This window comes from Paraburkholderia sp. RL17-383-BIF-A, assembly GCF_046028015.1.
Taxonomy (GTDB): Bacteria; Pseudomonadota; Gammaproteobacteria; order Burkholderiales; family Burkholderiaceae; genus Paraburkholderia.
In genome coordinates this window covers 134,055-148,612 of record NZ_JARESR010000003.1, presented here as the reverse complement: position 1 = coordinate 148,612, position 14,558 = coordinate 134,055, and the positions used below count along the sequence as shown (strand labels likewise).

Sequence of the window (14,558 nt, the reverse complement as noted above, 5' to 3'; positions counted from 1 at the left end):
CGAGAGAGCGATTCCTCCCGATTGGCAGAGCATCGAGCGAAAGCTTTGCGGCCAATGGCCGCGCAGCCGACGAACATGCCGCCCGAGCCTAGCCTGCCGGGAATTTTCAGCCCCGCGCCTATGACGCAAAATGCCCGTGCCGCAATGGGGCGCGGAACGTATCCGTTAAAATCGTGGGTTTCCCGACATTCGGCGCGCAACACGCGTGCACTACTGGAGACCCCCGCCAATGTCCCTGTTTCGCAAGAAGAGCGTCGAGCACATGATCGCCGCAAGTGCTCAGAACGCCGGCCTGAAGAAAGCGCTCGGCGCGCTCGATCTGACCTTCCTCGGGGTCGGCGCCATTATCGGCACCGGCATTTTCGTGCTGACCGGCACGGGCGCCGTGCAGGCCGGCCCGGCACTGATGATCTCGTTCCTGATCGCGGCGATCGCCTGCGGTTTCGCCGCGCTCGCCTACGCCGAATTCGCCTCGACGATTCCGGTGGCGGGGTCCATCTACACCTACTCATATGCGACGCTCGGCGAACTGGCCGCGTGGATCATCGGCTGGGACTTGATGCTCGAATACGGGCTCGCCACCTCCGCGGTATCGGTGGGCTGGTCGGGTTATCTGCAATCTTTGCTGTCGGGCTTCGGCGTCTCGTTGCCGGTTGCGCTGACGGCGGCGCCGGGTGCATTGCCCGGCCACGATACGCTCTTCAACCTGCCCGCGTTCCTCGTGATGATGGCGATCACCGCGCTGTTGTCGGTAGGTGTGCGCGAGTCGGCGCGGATCAACAACGTCATGGTCGCGATCAAGGTGGTCGTGGTGTTGCTGGTGATCGGCGTGGGCGTATTTCACGTGACGCCGGCCAACTGGCATCCGTTCATGCCGAACGGCTGGAACGGCGTGTTCGGCGCGGCGGCGGTGATGTTCTTCGCGTTCATCGGATTCGACTCGGTGTCGTCCGCGGCGGAAGAGGTGAAGGATCCGAAGCGCGATCTGCCGATCGGGATCATCGCGTCGCTGGGCGTTTGCGCGGTGTTGTACGTGGCGGTGGCGGCTGTCGTCACCGGCATTGTGCCGTCGGCGCAGTTTGCGAATATTTCGCACCCGGTGTCGTATGCGTTGCAGGTGGCGGGTCAAAAGTGGGTCGCGGGGTTTATCGATCTCGGCGCCGTGCTGGGTATGTTGACCGTGATTCTCGTGATGGCTTATGGCCAGACTCGGGTCATTTTCGCCATGTCGCGCGATGGTTTGTTGCCTGCGCGGCTTTCGCGCGTGCATCCGCGGTTTGCTACGCCGTTTTTTACTACGTGGCTCGTCGGGATTTTCTTTGGGCTGATCGGGGCGCTGGTGCCGTTGAATGTGTTGGCTGAGCTGATCAATATCGGCACGTTGGCCGCGTTTTCGATGGTGTCGATTGCGGTTCTTGTTTTGCGGAAAACGCATCCTGAATTGCCGAGGGCGTTTCGGTGTCCTGGGGTGCCGGTTGTGCCGGTGCTGGCTGTTGCGTCCTGTCTGTTTTTGATGGTTAATCTTCAGGCTGTTACTTGGGTGGCTTTTGTTGTTTGGTTGCTCATCGGGTTGGTTATTTATTTTGGGTATTCGCGGAGGCATTCGAAGTTGAGCAAGTGATTGGGGTTCTTGCCTGTTTGGTGGGTTGTGGGTGGGTTCTTTCGGGTTTTGGCCTTTCCTTGTTTTGCTTGTGGTTTATTAGCGTTGCCCCTGTGCGGGGCGGCACTCACTTTCTTTGCTTGCCGCAAAGAAAGTAAGCAAAGAAAGCGGCTTTACACCGCCAGCCCATAAGCGGGTCCCCTGGCTTGGAGGAGGTAGTGGTGCATCTGGAATCAGTGCCCTCGCACATTCCGCCCCGGTGACAAGGCAGTCATCCTTCCGGCGGCGCTCCGCGCGCCGTCGCGGTACTTCAGCAACCGCCGGACGGGGCGCGCGCCCGCGGCATTTCTCAGCGGTTGCCGCTGTGGCGTCAGCGGCACTTGCCAAGCCGCTGAGCGTCTTTTTGCGTCGGTGGCACTTCTCGAAACGTTGAGCGTCCGTTGCATCGGCGGCACGTCTCGAAACGTTCAGCGTCTTTTGCGCCGGTGGCACTCCTCAAACTGCTGGCCATTATTTGGGTCAGTAGCGTCTCTAAGACCACGGCCCATTAAGGCGTCTCGCCGAGGCGAAGCCGACGGCTCCCGCAATGCACAAACGCAGCCTCCTGAAGCGAACCGTTCCGTCGCGCGCGGAGCGCGAGGCGGGAAGTATGACGGCCTTGTCACTGACACCTAATGTGCGAGAGCACGGATTCCAGATGCACCACTACCTCCTCCAAGCCAGGGGACCCGCTTATGGGCTGGCGGTGTGAAGCCGCTTTCTTTGCTTACTTTCTTTGCGGCATGCAAAGAAAGTAAGTGCCGCCCCGCACAGGGGCAACGCCAATAGACCACCAGGAATTCAAGGAAAGGCCAAAACCCGAAAGAACAAAGCCACAACCCGCCGAGCAAACAAAAAACCCCTCATAGCGCCCCAGCCCAATTTGTGCTTTACTTTTCGGCAGCCCCATAAAAAAACCGCAGCACCCTCATCGGACCCACGAACAGGCAGCTGAAGGCGAACAACAAAACGGAAGGTCCGGTCTCACCCCATAAGGAGACAACTTCATGGCGATCAGCATCAGTCTGACGGTGAATGGCGCGCCCATCAGCGCCTCAATCGACCCTGGCACCCTGCTAGTCCAGTTCCTTCGCGATCAACTCCGGCTCACCGGCACGCACGTCGGCTGTGATACGGCCCAGTGCGGCGCATGCACTGTCCATCTGAACGGACGCGCGATCAAAGCCTGCAACATCCTCGCAGTGCAAGCCGAAGGCGCAGAGATCACCACCATCGAAGGACTCGCCAAAGACGGCGCGCTGCATCCCATGCAGGCAGCCTTCAAACATTGCCACGGACTGCAATGCGGCTTCTGCACCCCCGGCATGGTGATGAGCGCGGTTTCGCTCGTGCAGCGCCAGCCGAATCTCACCGGCGACGACGTGCGCGCCCAACTCGACGGCAATCTGTGCCGCTGTACGGGGTATCACAACATCGTCAAGGCAGTGCTCGAAGGCGCCGAGGGCATGAAGTCCGCCGGCACGGCCAACGCCGCCGCGAACGCCAACGCGCAAGCCAACGCACCGGCCACTGCCTGAGGAGCCGACGATGAACGCACCCGAAACCCATCTGATCGGCGCTTCCGTCGAACGTAAGGAAGACTATCGGTTCCTGACCGGCAACGGCCAGTACACCGACGACATCGTCCTGCCCCAGCAAACCTACGCCGTGTTCCTGCGCTCGCCCTACGCGCACGCGAAGATCAACAGCATCGATACCGCCGCGGCCAAACAGTCGCCCGGCGTGGTCGCGATCTTCACCGGCGCTGACATGGCGGCCGACAACGTCGGCGGGCTGCCGTGCGGCTGGCTGATTCACAGCACCGACGGCAAACCGATGAACGAGCCACCACATCCGATCATCGCGCATACGAAAGTGCGTCACGTCGGCGACCAGGTCGCACTCGTGATCGCCGATTCGATCAAGGCCGCGAAAGACGCCGCCGAATTGATCGAAGTCGACTACGACGTGCTGCCCGCCGTGGTGGACACCGCGCATGCAGCGGACGCCGGCCAGCCCGCGGTTCACGACGAAGTCCCGGACAACGTCTGCTACAACTGGGGCCACGGCGACAAAGCCGCAACCGACGCCGCCTTCGCCAAAGCCGCGCACGTCACCACGCTCGACATCGTCAACAACCGGCTCATTCCGAACGCAATCGAACCGCGCGCGGTCAACGCGAGCTATTCGGTGCAGGACGACAGCTACACGCTCTACGTCGCAAATCAGAATCCGCACGTGGAACGCCTGCTGATGGCCGCATTCGTGCTCTCGCTACCGGAATCGAAATTGCGTGTGATCGCGCCGGACGTGGGCGGCGGCTTCGGATCGAAGATCTTCCTGTATGCCGAAGACGTCGCGCTCACCTGGGCGTCGAAGAAAATCCGCCGTCCGGTCAAGTGGACGGCCGAGCGCTCGGAAGCGTTCGTCTCCGACGCGCACGGCCGCGATCACGTGACCAAAGCCGAACTGGCGCTGGACGCGGACGGCAGGTTCCTCGGCATGCGCATCCATACGACCGCCAACATGGGCGCGTATCTGTCCACGTTCGCGTCGAGCGTGCCGACCATTCTGTATGCGACGCTGCTCGCGGGTCAGTACGCCACGCCCGCGATCTACGCGGAAGTGAAAGCGGTGTTTACCAACACCGTTCCCGTGGATGCCTATCGCGGCGCGGGCCGCCCCGAAGCGACATATGTCGTGGAGCGCCTCGTCGAAACCGCCGCGCGTGAAATGAAGCTCGATCCGGCGGAGATTCGCCGCCGCAATTTCATCCGCGAGTTTCCGTACGCGACGCCCGTCGGCCTCACCTACGACACCGGCGACTACGAGACGATTCTCGCGCGTTCGCTCGAACTCGCTGACGTCAAAGGCTTCGCCGCGCGCAAACAGGAATCCGAAAAGAACGGCAAGCTGCGTGGCCTCGGCTATTCGTGCTACATCGAAGCCTGCGGTCTCGCACCGTCGAATATCGCGGGCGCATTGGGCGCGCGAGCCGGCCTGTTCGAAGTCGGTCAGATTCGCGTCCATCCCACCGGTTCGGTCACCGTGTTCACGGGTTCGCATAGCCACGGCCAGGGACACGAAACGACCTTCGCGCAAGTGGTGGCCGACCGGCTCGGCATTGCGCTGGAAAGTGTCGAGATCGTCCACGGCGACACCGGCCGCATTCCGTTCGGCATGGGCACATACGGCTCGCGCTCGATCGCGGTCGGCGGCTCGGCGATCATGAAGGCGCTCGACAAGATCGAGACCAAAGCGAAGAAGATCGCCGCACACCTGCTCGAAGCCGCGGCGGAAGACATCGAGTTCAAGGACGGCGTATTCCGCGTCGCGGGCACGGATCGCACCAAGGCGTTTGCCGAGATTTCGCTCGCCGCGTACGTGCCGCACAACTATCCGCTCGACGTGCTCGAACCAGGCCTTGAAGAAAGCGCGTTCTACGATCCGACCAACTTCACCTATCCGTCGGGCGCGTACATCTGCGAGATCGAAGTCGATCCGGAGACAGGCGTGTGCCGCATCCAGCAGTTCACCGCAGTGGACGACTTCGGCAACGTGATCAATCCGATGATCGTCGAAGGCCAGGTGCATGGCGGGCTCGCTCAGGGCATCGGCCAGGCGATGCTGGAGCGCTGCGTATACGACAACGAGAGCGGCCAGTTGCTGTCCGGCTCATACATGGACTACGCAATGCCGCATGCGTCCGATCTGCCGAACTTTACCGTCGAAACCGCCAAGGGCACACCGTGCACGCACAATCCGCTCGGCGTGAAAGGCTGCGGCGAAGCGGGCGCGATCGGCTCACCGCCGGCGGTGATCAACGCGATCCTGGACGCGCTCGCGCCGCTCGGCGTGACCGACCTGCAAATGCCGGCGACGCCGCATCGCGTGTGGTCCGCGATTCACGCGGCCAAGCAACCCCATTGAGATCCTGAGCGGAGCATTCGACATGTATTCATTCGAGTATCAACGCGCGACGGATCCCAAAGCGGCCGCCGCCCTCCTCACCGCCGACAGCGACGCGAAGTTTCTGGCCGGCGGCCAAAGCCTGCTGCCCACCATGCGTCTGCGTCTCGCGCAGCCGTCACAATTGATCGACGTGACACGCATTCCCGCGCTCAAGTCGATCACCGTCGACGGAAAGACGGTGACGATCGGCGCCGCCGTATGTCATGCGGACGTCGCGGATCACGCGGAACTGCGGCGCGTATCACCGGCGCTCGCGGATCTCGCCGCGCATATCGGCGATCGCCAGGTGCGCGCGCTCGGCACGATAGGCGGCTCGCTCGCCAACAACGACCCGGCCGCCTGTTATCCGGCCGCTGCCATGGCGTTGGACGCGACGATTGTGACGGACCGGCGGCGCATTGCGTCGAGCGATTTCTTCGTCGGCATGTATGAGACAGCGTTGGCGCCCGACGAGCTGATCGTCGCCGTGGAGTTTCCAGTGCCGGAGCGCGCGGCGTACGAGAAATTCCGCAATCCCGCTTCGCACTTCGCGTTGGTCGGCGTATTCGTCGCGAAGTTTGCGAGCGGTGTGCGCGTCGCGGTGACGGGCGCGGCGTCTTCGGTGTTTCGTGTGCCTGAACTGGAAAGCGCGCTGTCGGCCAACTTCACGCCCGAGGCTGCACGCGCGGTGACTGTGTCGGCCGCCGACCTGAACACCGACATGCACGCGAGCGCCGAATACCGTGCGCATCTGATTCCGGTGCTGGCCGCGCGCGCGGTGACGAAGGCGAACGCTTAGCTGTTCTTCGCTGCTCGCGGCTGACGTGCCTGCGCTCGCACGGGCACGTCAGCCGCATTCGCTCAGGTGCGCTGACGGCGCGGCACGTCGCTTCGTTACTTCGCTTGATCGGCTTCGCTTCGGCGGCTTCGTTTCGTTGGCTTCGCTTCATCGGCCACGTTTCTCCAGCCACCCTTCCTTGCGCAGACTCAGGAACTCCATGCAGCCCGCTTCAATCGACGACACCCTCGCCCAACTCGCCGCCCAGAGCTATTTCGCCAGCCGTGAGCTGGCGACCGCGCTGTATCTCGCGCTGCGCATGGAACGGCCGTTGTTCGTCGAAGGCGAGCCGGGCGTTGGAAAGACCGAACTCGCCAAGGCGGCGGCGGGCATGCTCGGCACCTCGATGTTGCGGCTGCAATGTTACGAAGGTCTCGACACGGCGAGCGCACTCTACGAATGGGACTATCCGCGGCAGATCATGGCGCTGCGTCTTGCCGAAGCCGCCGGCGAGCGTCCCGACAACGACACCCTGTATCGCGGCGAATTCCTGCTGAAACGCCCGTTGCTGCAAGCGCTGATGCCCGATGAAAATCATCCCGGCGCACGGCGTGTATTGCTGATCGACGAGATCGACCGCGCCGACGAACCGTTCGAAGCCTTTCTGCTGGAATTGCTTTCGGACTTCCAGGTATCGATTCCCGAATACGGCACGATCCGCGCGGAGCAGCCGCCGCTCGTCGTGATGACCTCGAACCGCACGCGCGAAGTGCACGACGCGTTGAAGCGCCGTTGCCTGTATCAATGGATCGGCTATCCGGAGCGCGATCGCGAACTGGAGATCGTCGCCGCTCGCGCGCCGCAGACCTCGGCGGAATTGCAGCGGCGTGCGGTCGATTTCGTTCATCAGCTGCGCGGCATGGATCTGTTCAAGGCGCCCGGCATTGCCGAAACGATCGACTGGTGCCGCGCGTTGGAGGCGCTATCGGTCACCGAACTCGATCCGCAATCCGTGCACAACACGCTCGGCGTGCTGCTCAAGTATCAGGACGATCTGGCGCGCGTCGATGCCGCGCAAATCGCGCAGTGTCTCGCCGCGCCTGGATAGCCAGCATGACGAACTCATTCGACGCAGGTAACAGCGGCGCCTCGGGCCATAGCACACCGCTCGACGACACACCCACGCTCGCGCGCAACGTGGTCCATTTTGTACGGCTGCTACGCGGTGCGGGCTTGCCGATGTCGCCCGCCCAAGCCGTCGACGCGCTCGCCGCGCTGCACTGGATCGATCTGGGCCGCCGCGACGACGTGCGCGCCGCGCTGGCCGCGTCACTGGTCTCGGCGCCGGACGAACGCGATCTGTTCAACGCCGCGTTCGACCTGTTCTGGCGCGATCCCGATTGGGAAGGCAAGCTGCGCGCGCTGCTACTGCCGAAAGTGCGGGACGGTCTGCCGCCGCCCAAACGCAACAACCGTCTCGCCGACGCGCTGGCCGTGCGCGCGCCGCCGTCACCGCACAGCAAGGCGCCACAGGAAACCGAACAACACGAACTGCGTGCGCACGTCACCTTCAGCGCGGAAGAGCGCCTGCGTCATCGCGATTTCGACACGCTTTCCGCCGACGAATGGCGCACTTTGCGTCATCTGATCCGCGGCCAGCGTCTGCCGCTCGCAACCGAGCCGACGCGCCGCCTGAAAGCCTCTTCGCACGGCACGCATGCGGACTTGCGCGCGAGCGCCCGGCACGCCGTGCGCGCGGGCGGCGACTGGACGGTGTGGAAGTATCGCGCGGTGGTCGAGCGCAAACCGCCGCTCGTGTTGCTGCTCGACATCTCCGGCTCCATGAGCAGCTATTCGCGCGCGGTGCTGTATTTCTGCCATGCGCTCCTGCAGTCGCGCGAACGGCTGCAGGTGTTTCTGTTCGGCACGCGCCTCACCAACGCCACGCGCGCGCTGCGCGAGCGCGACCTCGATGTGGCGATCGCGACGCTCACCGAGCAGGTGGTCGACTGGTCAGGCGGCACGCGGATCGGCGCGGCGCTCGCCGAATTCAACCGCCGCTGGGCACGGCGCGTGCTGACCGGTCGTGCCACGGTGCTGCTCGTCACCGACGGCCTCGATCACGAAGCGATCGATGTGCTCGACACCGAGATGGCCCGCCTGCACCGCTTCGCACACCGTATCGTGTGGCTCAATCCGCTGCTGCGTTTCAGCGGCTTTTCTCCGAAGGCGCGCGGCGTACAGGCAATCCTGCCGTATGTCGACGCGCATCGTCCGGTTCATAATCTAGACAGCCTGACGGCGTTCGGCCGCGACCTCGCGCAACTCACGCGCGCGCCTCGTCGCAGCGCCGGCGTCAGGGCTGCCGCAGGAGCGACACCATGGAATTGACCGAAACCCATACGCTTCCCGTTTCGCAGCAACGCGCATGGGAAGCGCTGAACGACACGGAGATTCTGCGCGGCTGCATTCCCGGCTGCGAGAGCATCGATCCGGACGGTGAGAACGCCTACCTGGTGGCGCTGAGCGCCGCGGTCGGCCCGGTCAAGGCGCGTTTCAAGGGACGCATGCAACTCACCGACATCGAGGCGCCCAATTCGTACAGCATCGTGTTCGAAGGCCAGGGCGGCGCAGCGGGGTTTGCCAAGGGCAACGCGCACGTTTCGCTCCAAGCCGACGGCGAGGCCGTCACGAAGCTCACCTATACGGCGAGCGCACAGGTCGGGGGCAAGCTCGCGCAGATCGGCTCGCGGCTCGTCGACGGCGCCGCGCGTAAAATCGCGGGTGAATTCTTCAAGCGCTTCGGCGCGCGGCTAGGCGCCGACGGCGAAGGCACGGCGCCCCCGGACGGCGATGAAAATGCAGCCGATCAAACGGCGCCGCACAATACAGCATCGAATGAAGCCGCGGACGGCGAGTCCGGCGGCGACGCAACGAAAAGGAAGAAATCATGGACAGCGTGGATCTCGAAGTCCTGAAGTCCAGCGCACGTTGGCTGGAAGAAGGACATCGCGCGCTACTGGTCACGGTGGTGAAGACATGGGGCTCGTCGCCGCGTCCCGAGGGCGCGATGCTTGCAGTGCGCGACGATGGGCTCGTGGTGGGCTCGGTGTCGGGCGGTTGCATCGAAGACGATCTGATCGACCGCGTGCGGCAACGCGGTATCGAGCAGGTGCTACCCGAAGCGGTCAAGTACGGCATCACCGCGGAGGAGGCGCACCGCTTCGGCCTGCCGTGCGGCGGCACGATCCAGTTGGTGCTCGAACCGTTAACGGCGCAAAGCGGCATTGCCGAACTGTGCAGCGCCGTGGAGAACGGCCGCCTCGTCGCCCGCGAAGTGACCATGGCGAGCGGCGCGGTGCGGCTGGAAAACGCGCAGGCAACGGACGGCGTGCATTTCGACGGCGAACGTCTGCTGACGATTCACGGCCCGCGTTACCGCATGCTGGTGATCGGCGCGGGGCAGTTGTCGCGCTATCTGTGCCATATCGCAGTCGGGCTCGATTATCAGGTCACCGTGTGCGACCCGCGTGAGGAATACACCGAGGAGTGGGACACCCCCGGCACGAAGATCGTGCGGACCATGCCCGACGATACGGTGATCGAGATGAAGCTCGACGAGCGCTGCGCGGTGATCGCGCTGACGCACGACCCGAAGCTCGACGATCTCGCGCTGATGGAAGCGTTGAAGACGCCGGCGTTTTACGTCGGCGCGTTGGGTTCGCGCAGGAACAACCAGGCGCGGCGCGAACGCCTCAAGGAGTTCGATCTGAACGATACCGAGTTGGCCCGCTTGCATGGACCGGTGGGGATTTATATCGGCAGCAGAACGCCGCCTGAGATCGCGGTTTCGATTCTTGCCGAAGTGACGGCGGCCAAGAACGGTGTTTCTCTGCCCACCTTGCTTCAGGTCGAAGGCGCCAAGGCTGCGCGTGAGATTGCGGCTTCCGGCGGAACGGCCTGTAGCGTTTAACGGGAATACTGTCTGCGCGCGGCGCTGCCTTCAGCCGCCGCTGCGCCTATCCGCGCACCGCGACGCCGCGCGGCGCAACAACCCGCTTACATCAAGCCGCACACCACTGCGGCGATCACCGACCCGCCCACCAGCACGACGCCCACCACGCGGCGCTTGTTCAACTCGGTCCACAGCAGGACACCGGTCAGCGAAAGCAGAATCATGCTGCCGGCGATCGTGTCGATCAGCAGCACCCAGCCGACGCTTAGCCCCACGCCTTTGTGCAGGTTGTTCATCGTCGAGAGAAACGAGTTGTGCGTGCGTTTCACCGCGACGAAGCCGTTGCCCACCCAGTATTCGGCCTGCACGCTCTGCGACGGTCCCATGATGCCGACTTGCCAGAATTCCGGCTGGATCGTGCTGCGATCGCCCCACGCCACCGGATGCGCCGGCTCGCGCCTGGTTCTGCCCGGCTTGCCGTCGATCTTCAGTTCGGCTTTGAGCCACTTCGCCATCTCCATCGGCGAACGCAGCGGTTCGTGCGGCACGGGAATCTGCATTTCTTCCACCTGCGGCTCACCCGACGACACCTTCAACGGGCCACCTCGGTGGTTCAGGAGGAACCCGGTCGCGCCGAACAGCAGACCCAGCACCGCGCCCCACAGACCGACCCAGCCATGCACCTTGCGCAGCCACTTGATGAAATTCGCGCGGCGCGAACGCTGGCGCCGCGCGGCCTGCTCGGCGTCGTCCATCAGATGATGGCCGCGTTGCGGCGTGTGAGCGGTGTATTGCGTGCCGTGACCAGCGGCGGGTTGCATATCGATTGATTCAGGCGCGTTCAAATCCAGGCTCCAGGCGCAGCAAGATGATCCGTCGCGGGCACGCGGCGACAAAGCGCCCGCTCACCGGCAGCGGTCAAAGAGGTGTCGAAAAGGAAGGACCGGACGACCCGGCTTGCGGGCCAGGTGCTCCGGCCGAGAGGCTGGCTGGCAGTCACAGAGGAGAAATGTGACAGGAAGCTGGCGACGCCTTTTAATTGAGAATGGATATCATTACATAAACAGGGTATTTGCTCAATCCCGACGCGCGACATCCGCTTGACATTGGCGCGGCGCAAACCGACTCTAACTGGCGATCCCGTCAACGCCTCGTTCGGATACCTGCCTGCCATGCGCCTCTCTTCTCTTGTCTTTCTTGTCTCTGTCGGCTGGCTCGTCGGCATCCCCGGCGCGAGCGCGAGCGTCCAGGCGAGGCTGGACGATCCCTATACCAACGAAGGCGAGACGCAGACCTTCACCGTGAACGCCGACGGCTCCTACTCGAAGCTCGATTCGATGACGCTGCACGTGAATACCGAAGCGGGCGTCGCGCGGGTGGCGCAGCAATATGTCTGGTTCAACCGCAACATGGCGGACGTACAGATCCTCGAGGCCTACACGACCACCGTCGACGGCGTACGTCACGACGTGCAGCCTGAGCAGATCCGCGACGTGCAAGAAGCCCGCTCGTTCGACGCGCCGATGTTTCAGGACATCCAGGAAAAAGTGATCGTGTTTCCCGCGGTGGAGCCAGGCGCGCGCGTGCATCTCACCTATCGCAAGACGCAGAAGCAGCCGATCGTGCCCGGCGAATTCAGCGACTTCACACCGCCCGATCTCGCGCCAACTCTCAACTTCCGCCTGATCTACGATCTCCCGGCCGGCAAGCCGCTTTACGCGGACGCGCGCGGCTTCACCGTTGTGCAACCCGTGACGCGCGACGGCCGCACGCGCTACGAATATCGCTACGACAGAGCCCATTTCAGCCGACTGGAACGCGGCTCGGTTGCCTACGTGTCGTATGGCGACCGGCTGATGGTCTCGACCTTCCCGGACTATGCCGCGTTCGCCGCAACCTACCGCGAATCGGCGACGGACGCGGGCGCGCGAGACGCCGCCGTCGTGCGTCTCGCGCAGCAGCTCACCGCGCACGACCGCGCGCCGCGCGACAAGGCCAAGACGCTGTATGACTGGGTACGCCGCAATGTGCGCTACGTGGCGATCAACGTCGGGCGCGGCGCGGTGGTGCCGCACAGCGCGAGCGCGGTGCTCGCGAACCGCTACGGCGATTGCAAGGATCACGTGGCGCTCTACGGCGCGCTGCTCGACGCGGCCGGCGTGCGCAACGAACCGGCCTTGATCAGCAGCGGCACGATCTACACGCTGCCAAGCGTGCCGGGCTATGGCGTCATCAATCACGTCATCACGTGGCTGCCGGATTTGCAGCAATACGCGGACTCGACCGCGTCGAATGTCGAGTTCGGTTTCCTGCCGTCGTCCGATATGAACCGGCCGACCGTGCTCGTCGGCGAGGGCGTGCTCTCGCGCACGCCCGCCACCGCGACCATGACGCGCAGCACCGATCTGTCGATCAAGGTCGAACCGGATGGCTCGGCGAGCTTCACCTATCGGCTGGAAGCGGCCGGCGCTTCCACCGAACAGACGCGCGCCATGTTGCGCACGCAGACGCCCGCGCAACGCGAGGAGTCGATCCAGGCCGAATTGCGCGGCGCCAATCTGCGCGGCGCCGCCACGCTCACCACGAACGACCTCACCGTCGCCGACGGCCCGCTCATCATCACGATGAAAGGCACGCTGGAAAATCTCGTGGTGCCTGGCGCGGCGGCATCGATTCCGGCGCTGACGAGTCTCGCAGGCGGCTTCGCGGCGGATACGCGTTACTGGCTCGGCGAGCGCCTGCGCACGCAGCCGTTCGTTTGCCATAACCTGGCGTTGCATGAACGCGCGCGCATCGAGTTACCCGCCAATTTTCGCGTGCTCGACATGCCGGAAGCGAAACGCACCGAGGGCCGCTTTGTCGATTTCCAGTCGCAGTACACGTTCGATCAGTCCAGCAACGTCATCACGATGACGCGCGACGGCGCCACGCATTTCGATAGCGACGTCTGCACGCCCGACGACTTCGCGCAGATGCGCCCCGCGATCGAAGCAATCGGGCGCGACGTGCGGGCGGAAGTGATTGTCAGATCGACGCTGGTGGAGTCGTCGAGCGTTGCGTCGCAGGCGCCCTGAGCGCCCGCGACAGATAGCGCATGCCATGAAGCGGCGCTGCGTTCAAACGGGCCAGAGCGGCCCTTCCTGCATCGCGCCGAGTTGCTCGCGCAACTCGAGGATGCGCTCTTCCCAGTAACGCTGCGTGTTGAACCACGGAAACGCCGCGGGGAATGCCGGGTCGTCCCAGCGTCGCGCGAGCCAGGCCTGATAGTGAATCAGCCGCAGCGTGCGCAACGCTTCGACCAGATAGAGTTCGCGCGGCTCGAAGTCACAGAAGTCTTCATAGCCGGCGAGCAGATCCGCCAGCGCGCGCGACGCTTCGGCGCGCTCACCCGGCAGCAACAGCCACAAATCCTGCACCGCCGGTCCCATGCGACTGTCGTCGAAGTCGACGAAATGCGGCCCCGCGTCGGTCCACAGCACATTGCTCGGATGGCAGTCGCCATGCATTCGCAACATGCGGATGTCGCCCGCTCGTTCGAACGCACGCTCGACACCTTCGAGCGCGAGATTCACCACGGTTTCCCACGCAGTGCGCACGTCGTCCGGCACGAAACGGTGGGCGAGCAGGAAGTCGCGCGGCTCGTAACCGAACGTGTTGATATCGAGCGTAGGTCGCTCGATATAGTTCTGCGTCTGGCCGACCGCATGAATGCGGCCGATGAACCGCCCGAGCCATTCGAGCGTGTCGGGCCGGTCGAGATCCGGCGCGCGGCCGCCGCGACGCTCGAAGATGGAGAAGCGAAAACCGTCGAAGGTATGCAGTGTGCGGCCCTCGAAAGCGCGCGCGGGCACGGCCGGAATCTCGCGCGCGGCGAGATCGGCAACAAAGGCATGTTCTTCGAGAATGGCGGCGTCGCTCCAGCGCTCGGGGCGGTAGAACTTCGCGACCACGGGCGGGCCGTCTTCCACGCCGACCTGGTACACGCGGTTCTCGTAGCTGTTGAGCGGCAGCATGCGACCGTCGGTGCGCACACCGACCGTGCTGAGCACGCTGTCGAGCGCGTCGAGCACGATTTCCGGCTTGAGCCGGGCGAAAGGTACAGCGCTGCTAGCGCTGTCCTGTGGATCGAGGATGTCGTCGTTCATGCCCGCATTGTGCGCCGCGCCGCCGTCAAAGACGAGAGCGACAGCACACAACGCGGAACCACCCGCGGCTTACAACTTGCACACGGCGTG

General features: G+C 64.0%; 11 protein-coding genes. 9 read left to right on the top strand and 2 right to left on the bottom strand.

Annotated elements, in window-relative coordinates; genetic code table 11:
* Window positions 1-229 precede the first annotated feature (229 nt).
* The 8 genes from bcaP to P0D71_RS04705 all read left to right on the top strand — a co-directional run bounded on the left by bcaP (window position 230) and on the right by P0D71_RS04705 (window position 10,341).
* The gene (bcaP, locus tag P0D71_RS04740) at window positions 230-1,621 is read left to right on the top strand and encodes a branched-chain amino acid transporter BcaP (RefSeq protein ID WP_091797174.1); all 1,392 of its coding nucleotides are present in this window, start codon (window positions 230-232) and stop codon (window positions 1,619-1,621) included.
* A gap of 1,025 nt (window positions 1,622-2,646) precedes the next feature.
* Window positions 2,647-3,177 carry a (2Fe-2S)-binding protein gene (locus tag P0D71_RS04735; protein WP_408479366.1) on the top strand — a complete coding sequence of 177 codons (531 nt, stop codon included), beginning with the start codon at window positions 2,647-2,649 and terminating at the stop codon, window positions 3,175-3,177.
* A gap of 10 nt (window positions 3,178-3,187) precedes the next feature.
* Entirely contained in the window at window positions 3,188-5,569 is a 2,382-nt protein-coding gene (locus P0D71_RS04730) for a xanthine dehydrogenase family protein molybdopterin-binding subunit (RefSeq protein WP_408479365.1), read from the top strand.
* Window positions 5,570-5,591: 22 nt separating this feature from the next.
* Window positions 5,592-6,389: an FAD binding domain-containing protein gene (locus tag P0D71_RS04725; protein ID WP_091797181.1), complete on the top strand. Its 798-nt coding sequence runs from the start codon at window positions 5,592-5,594 to the stop codon at window positions 6,387-6,389.
* 199 nt (window positions 6,390-6,588) lie between these two features.
* On the top strand, window positions 6,589-7,476 hold the full coding sequence (locus P0D71_RS04720) for an AAA family ATPase (RefSeq protein ID WP_408479364.1): 888 nt from the start codon (window positions 6,589-6,591) through the stop codon (window positions 7,474-7,476).
* Between the two features lie 5 nt (window positions 7,477-7,481).
* Window positions 7,482-8,759, top strand: coding sequence for a vWA domain-containing protein (locus tag P0D71_RS04715; protein WP_408479363.1), 1,278 nt, complete (start codon window positions 7,482-7,484; stop codon window positions 8,757-8,759).
* On the top strand, window positions 8,750-9,346 hold the full coding sequence (locus P0D71_RS04710; protein ID WP_408183975.1) for an SRPBCC family protein: 597 nt from the start codon (window positions 8,750-8,752) through the stop codon (window positions 9,344-9,346). Before P0D71_RS04715 ends, P0D71_RS04710 begins: the two co-directional genes overlap by 10 nt.
* Window positions 9,319-10,341, top strand: coding sequence for an XdhC family protein (locus P0D71_RS04705; protein ID WP_408479362.1), 1,023 nt, complete (start codon window positions 9,319-9,321; stop codon window positions 10,339-10,341). Before P0D71_RS04710 ends, P0D71_RS04705 begins: the two co-directional genes overlap by 28 nt.
* Window positions 10,342-10,427: 86 nt before the next feature.
* Here P0D71_RS04705 and P0D71_RS04700 read toward each other — a convergent pair whose 3' ends face one another.
* Window positions 10,428-11,168 carry a PepSY-associated TM helix domain-containing protein gene (locus P0D71_RS04700; RefSeq protein WP_408479361.1) on the bottom strand — a complete coding sequence of 247 codons (741 nt, stop codon included), beginning with the start codon at window positions 11,166-11,168 and terminating at the stop codon, window positions 10,428-10,430.
* Between the two features lie 327 nt (window positions 11,169-11,495).
* Here P0D71_RS04700 and P0D71_RS04695 point away from each other — a divergent pair, with 327 nt between their 5' ends.
* Window positions 11,496-13,397, top strand: coding sequence for a DUF3857 domain-containing transglutaminase family protein (locus P0D71_RS04695; RefSeq protein ID WP_408479360.1), 1,902 nt, complete (start codon window positions 11,496-11,498; stop codon window positions 13,395-13,397).
* A gap of 42 nt (window positions 13,398-13,439) precedes the next feature.
* Here the strand turns inward: P0D71_RS04695 and P0D71_RS04690 are convergent, their stop codons facing one another.
* The gene (locus tag P0D71_RS04690) at window positions 13,440-14,468 is read right to left on the bottom strand and encodes a serine/threonine protein kinase (RefSeq protein ID WP_091800889.1); all 1,029 of its coding nucleotides are present in this window, start codon (window positions 14,466-14,468) and stop codon (window positions 13,440-13,442) included.
* Between the last annotated feature and the right edge of the window lie 90 nt (window positions 14,469-14,558).

What these genes read in the sequence shown, in the direction of transcription:
- bcaP (WP_091797174.1), top strand. Translation starts at nt 230, where the DNA reads ATGTCCCTGTTTCGCAAGAAGAGCGTCGAGCACATGATCGCCGCAAGT.
- P0D71_RS04735 (WP_408479366.1), top strand. Translation starts at nt 2,647, where the DNA reads ATGGCGATCAGCATCAGTCTGACGGTGAATGGCGCGCCCATCAGCGCC.
- P0D71_RS04730 (WP_408479365.1), top strand. Translation starts at nt 3,188, where the DNA reads ATGAACGCACCCGAAACCCATCTGATCGGCGCTTCCGTCGAACGTAAG.
- P0D71_RS04725 (WP_091797181.1), top strand. Translation starts at nt 5,592, where the DNA reads ATGTATTCATTCGAGTATCAACGCGCGACGGATCCCAAAGCGGCCGCC.
- P0D71_RS04720 (WP_408479364.1), top strand. Translation starts at nt 6,589, where the DNA reads ATGCAGCCCGCTTCAATCGACGACACCCTCGCCCAACTCGCCGCCCAG.
- P0D71_RS04715 (WP_408479363.1), top strand. Translation starts at nt 7,482, where the DNA reads ATGACGAACTCATTCGACGCAGGTAACAGCGGCGCCTCGGGCCATAGC.
- P0D71_RS04710 (WP_408183975.1), top strand. Translation starts at nt 8,750, where the DNA reads ATGGAATTGACCGAAACCCATACGCTTCCCGTTTCGCAGCAACGCGCA.
- P0D71_RS04705 (WP_408479362.1), top strand. Translation starts at nt 9,319, where the DNA reads ATGGACAGCGTGGATCTCGAAGTCCTGAAGTCCAGCGCACGTTGGCTG.
- P0D71_RS04695 (WP_408479360.1), top strand. Translation starts at nt 11,496, where the DNA reads ATGCGCCTCTCTTCTCTTGTCTTTCTTGTCTCTGTCGGCTGGCTCGTC.
- P0D71_RS04690 (WP_091800889.1), bottom strand. Translation starts at nt 14,468, where the DNA reads ATGAACGACGACATCCTCGATCCACAGGACAGCGCTAGCAGCGCTGTA.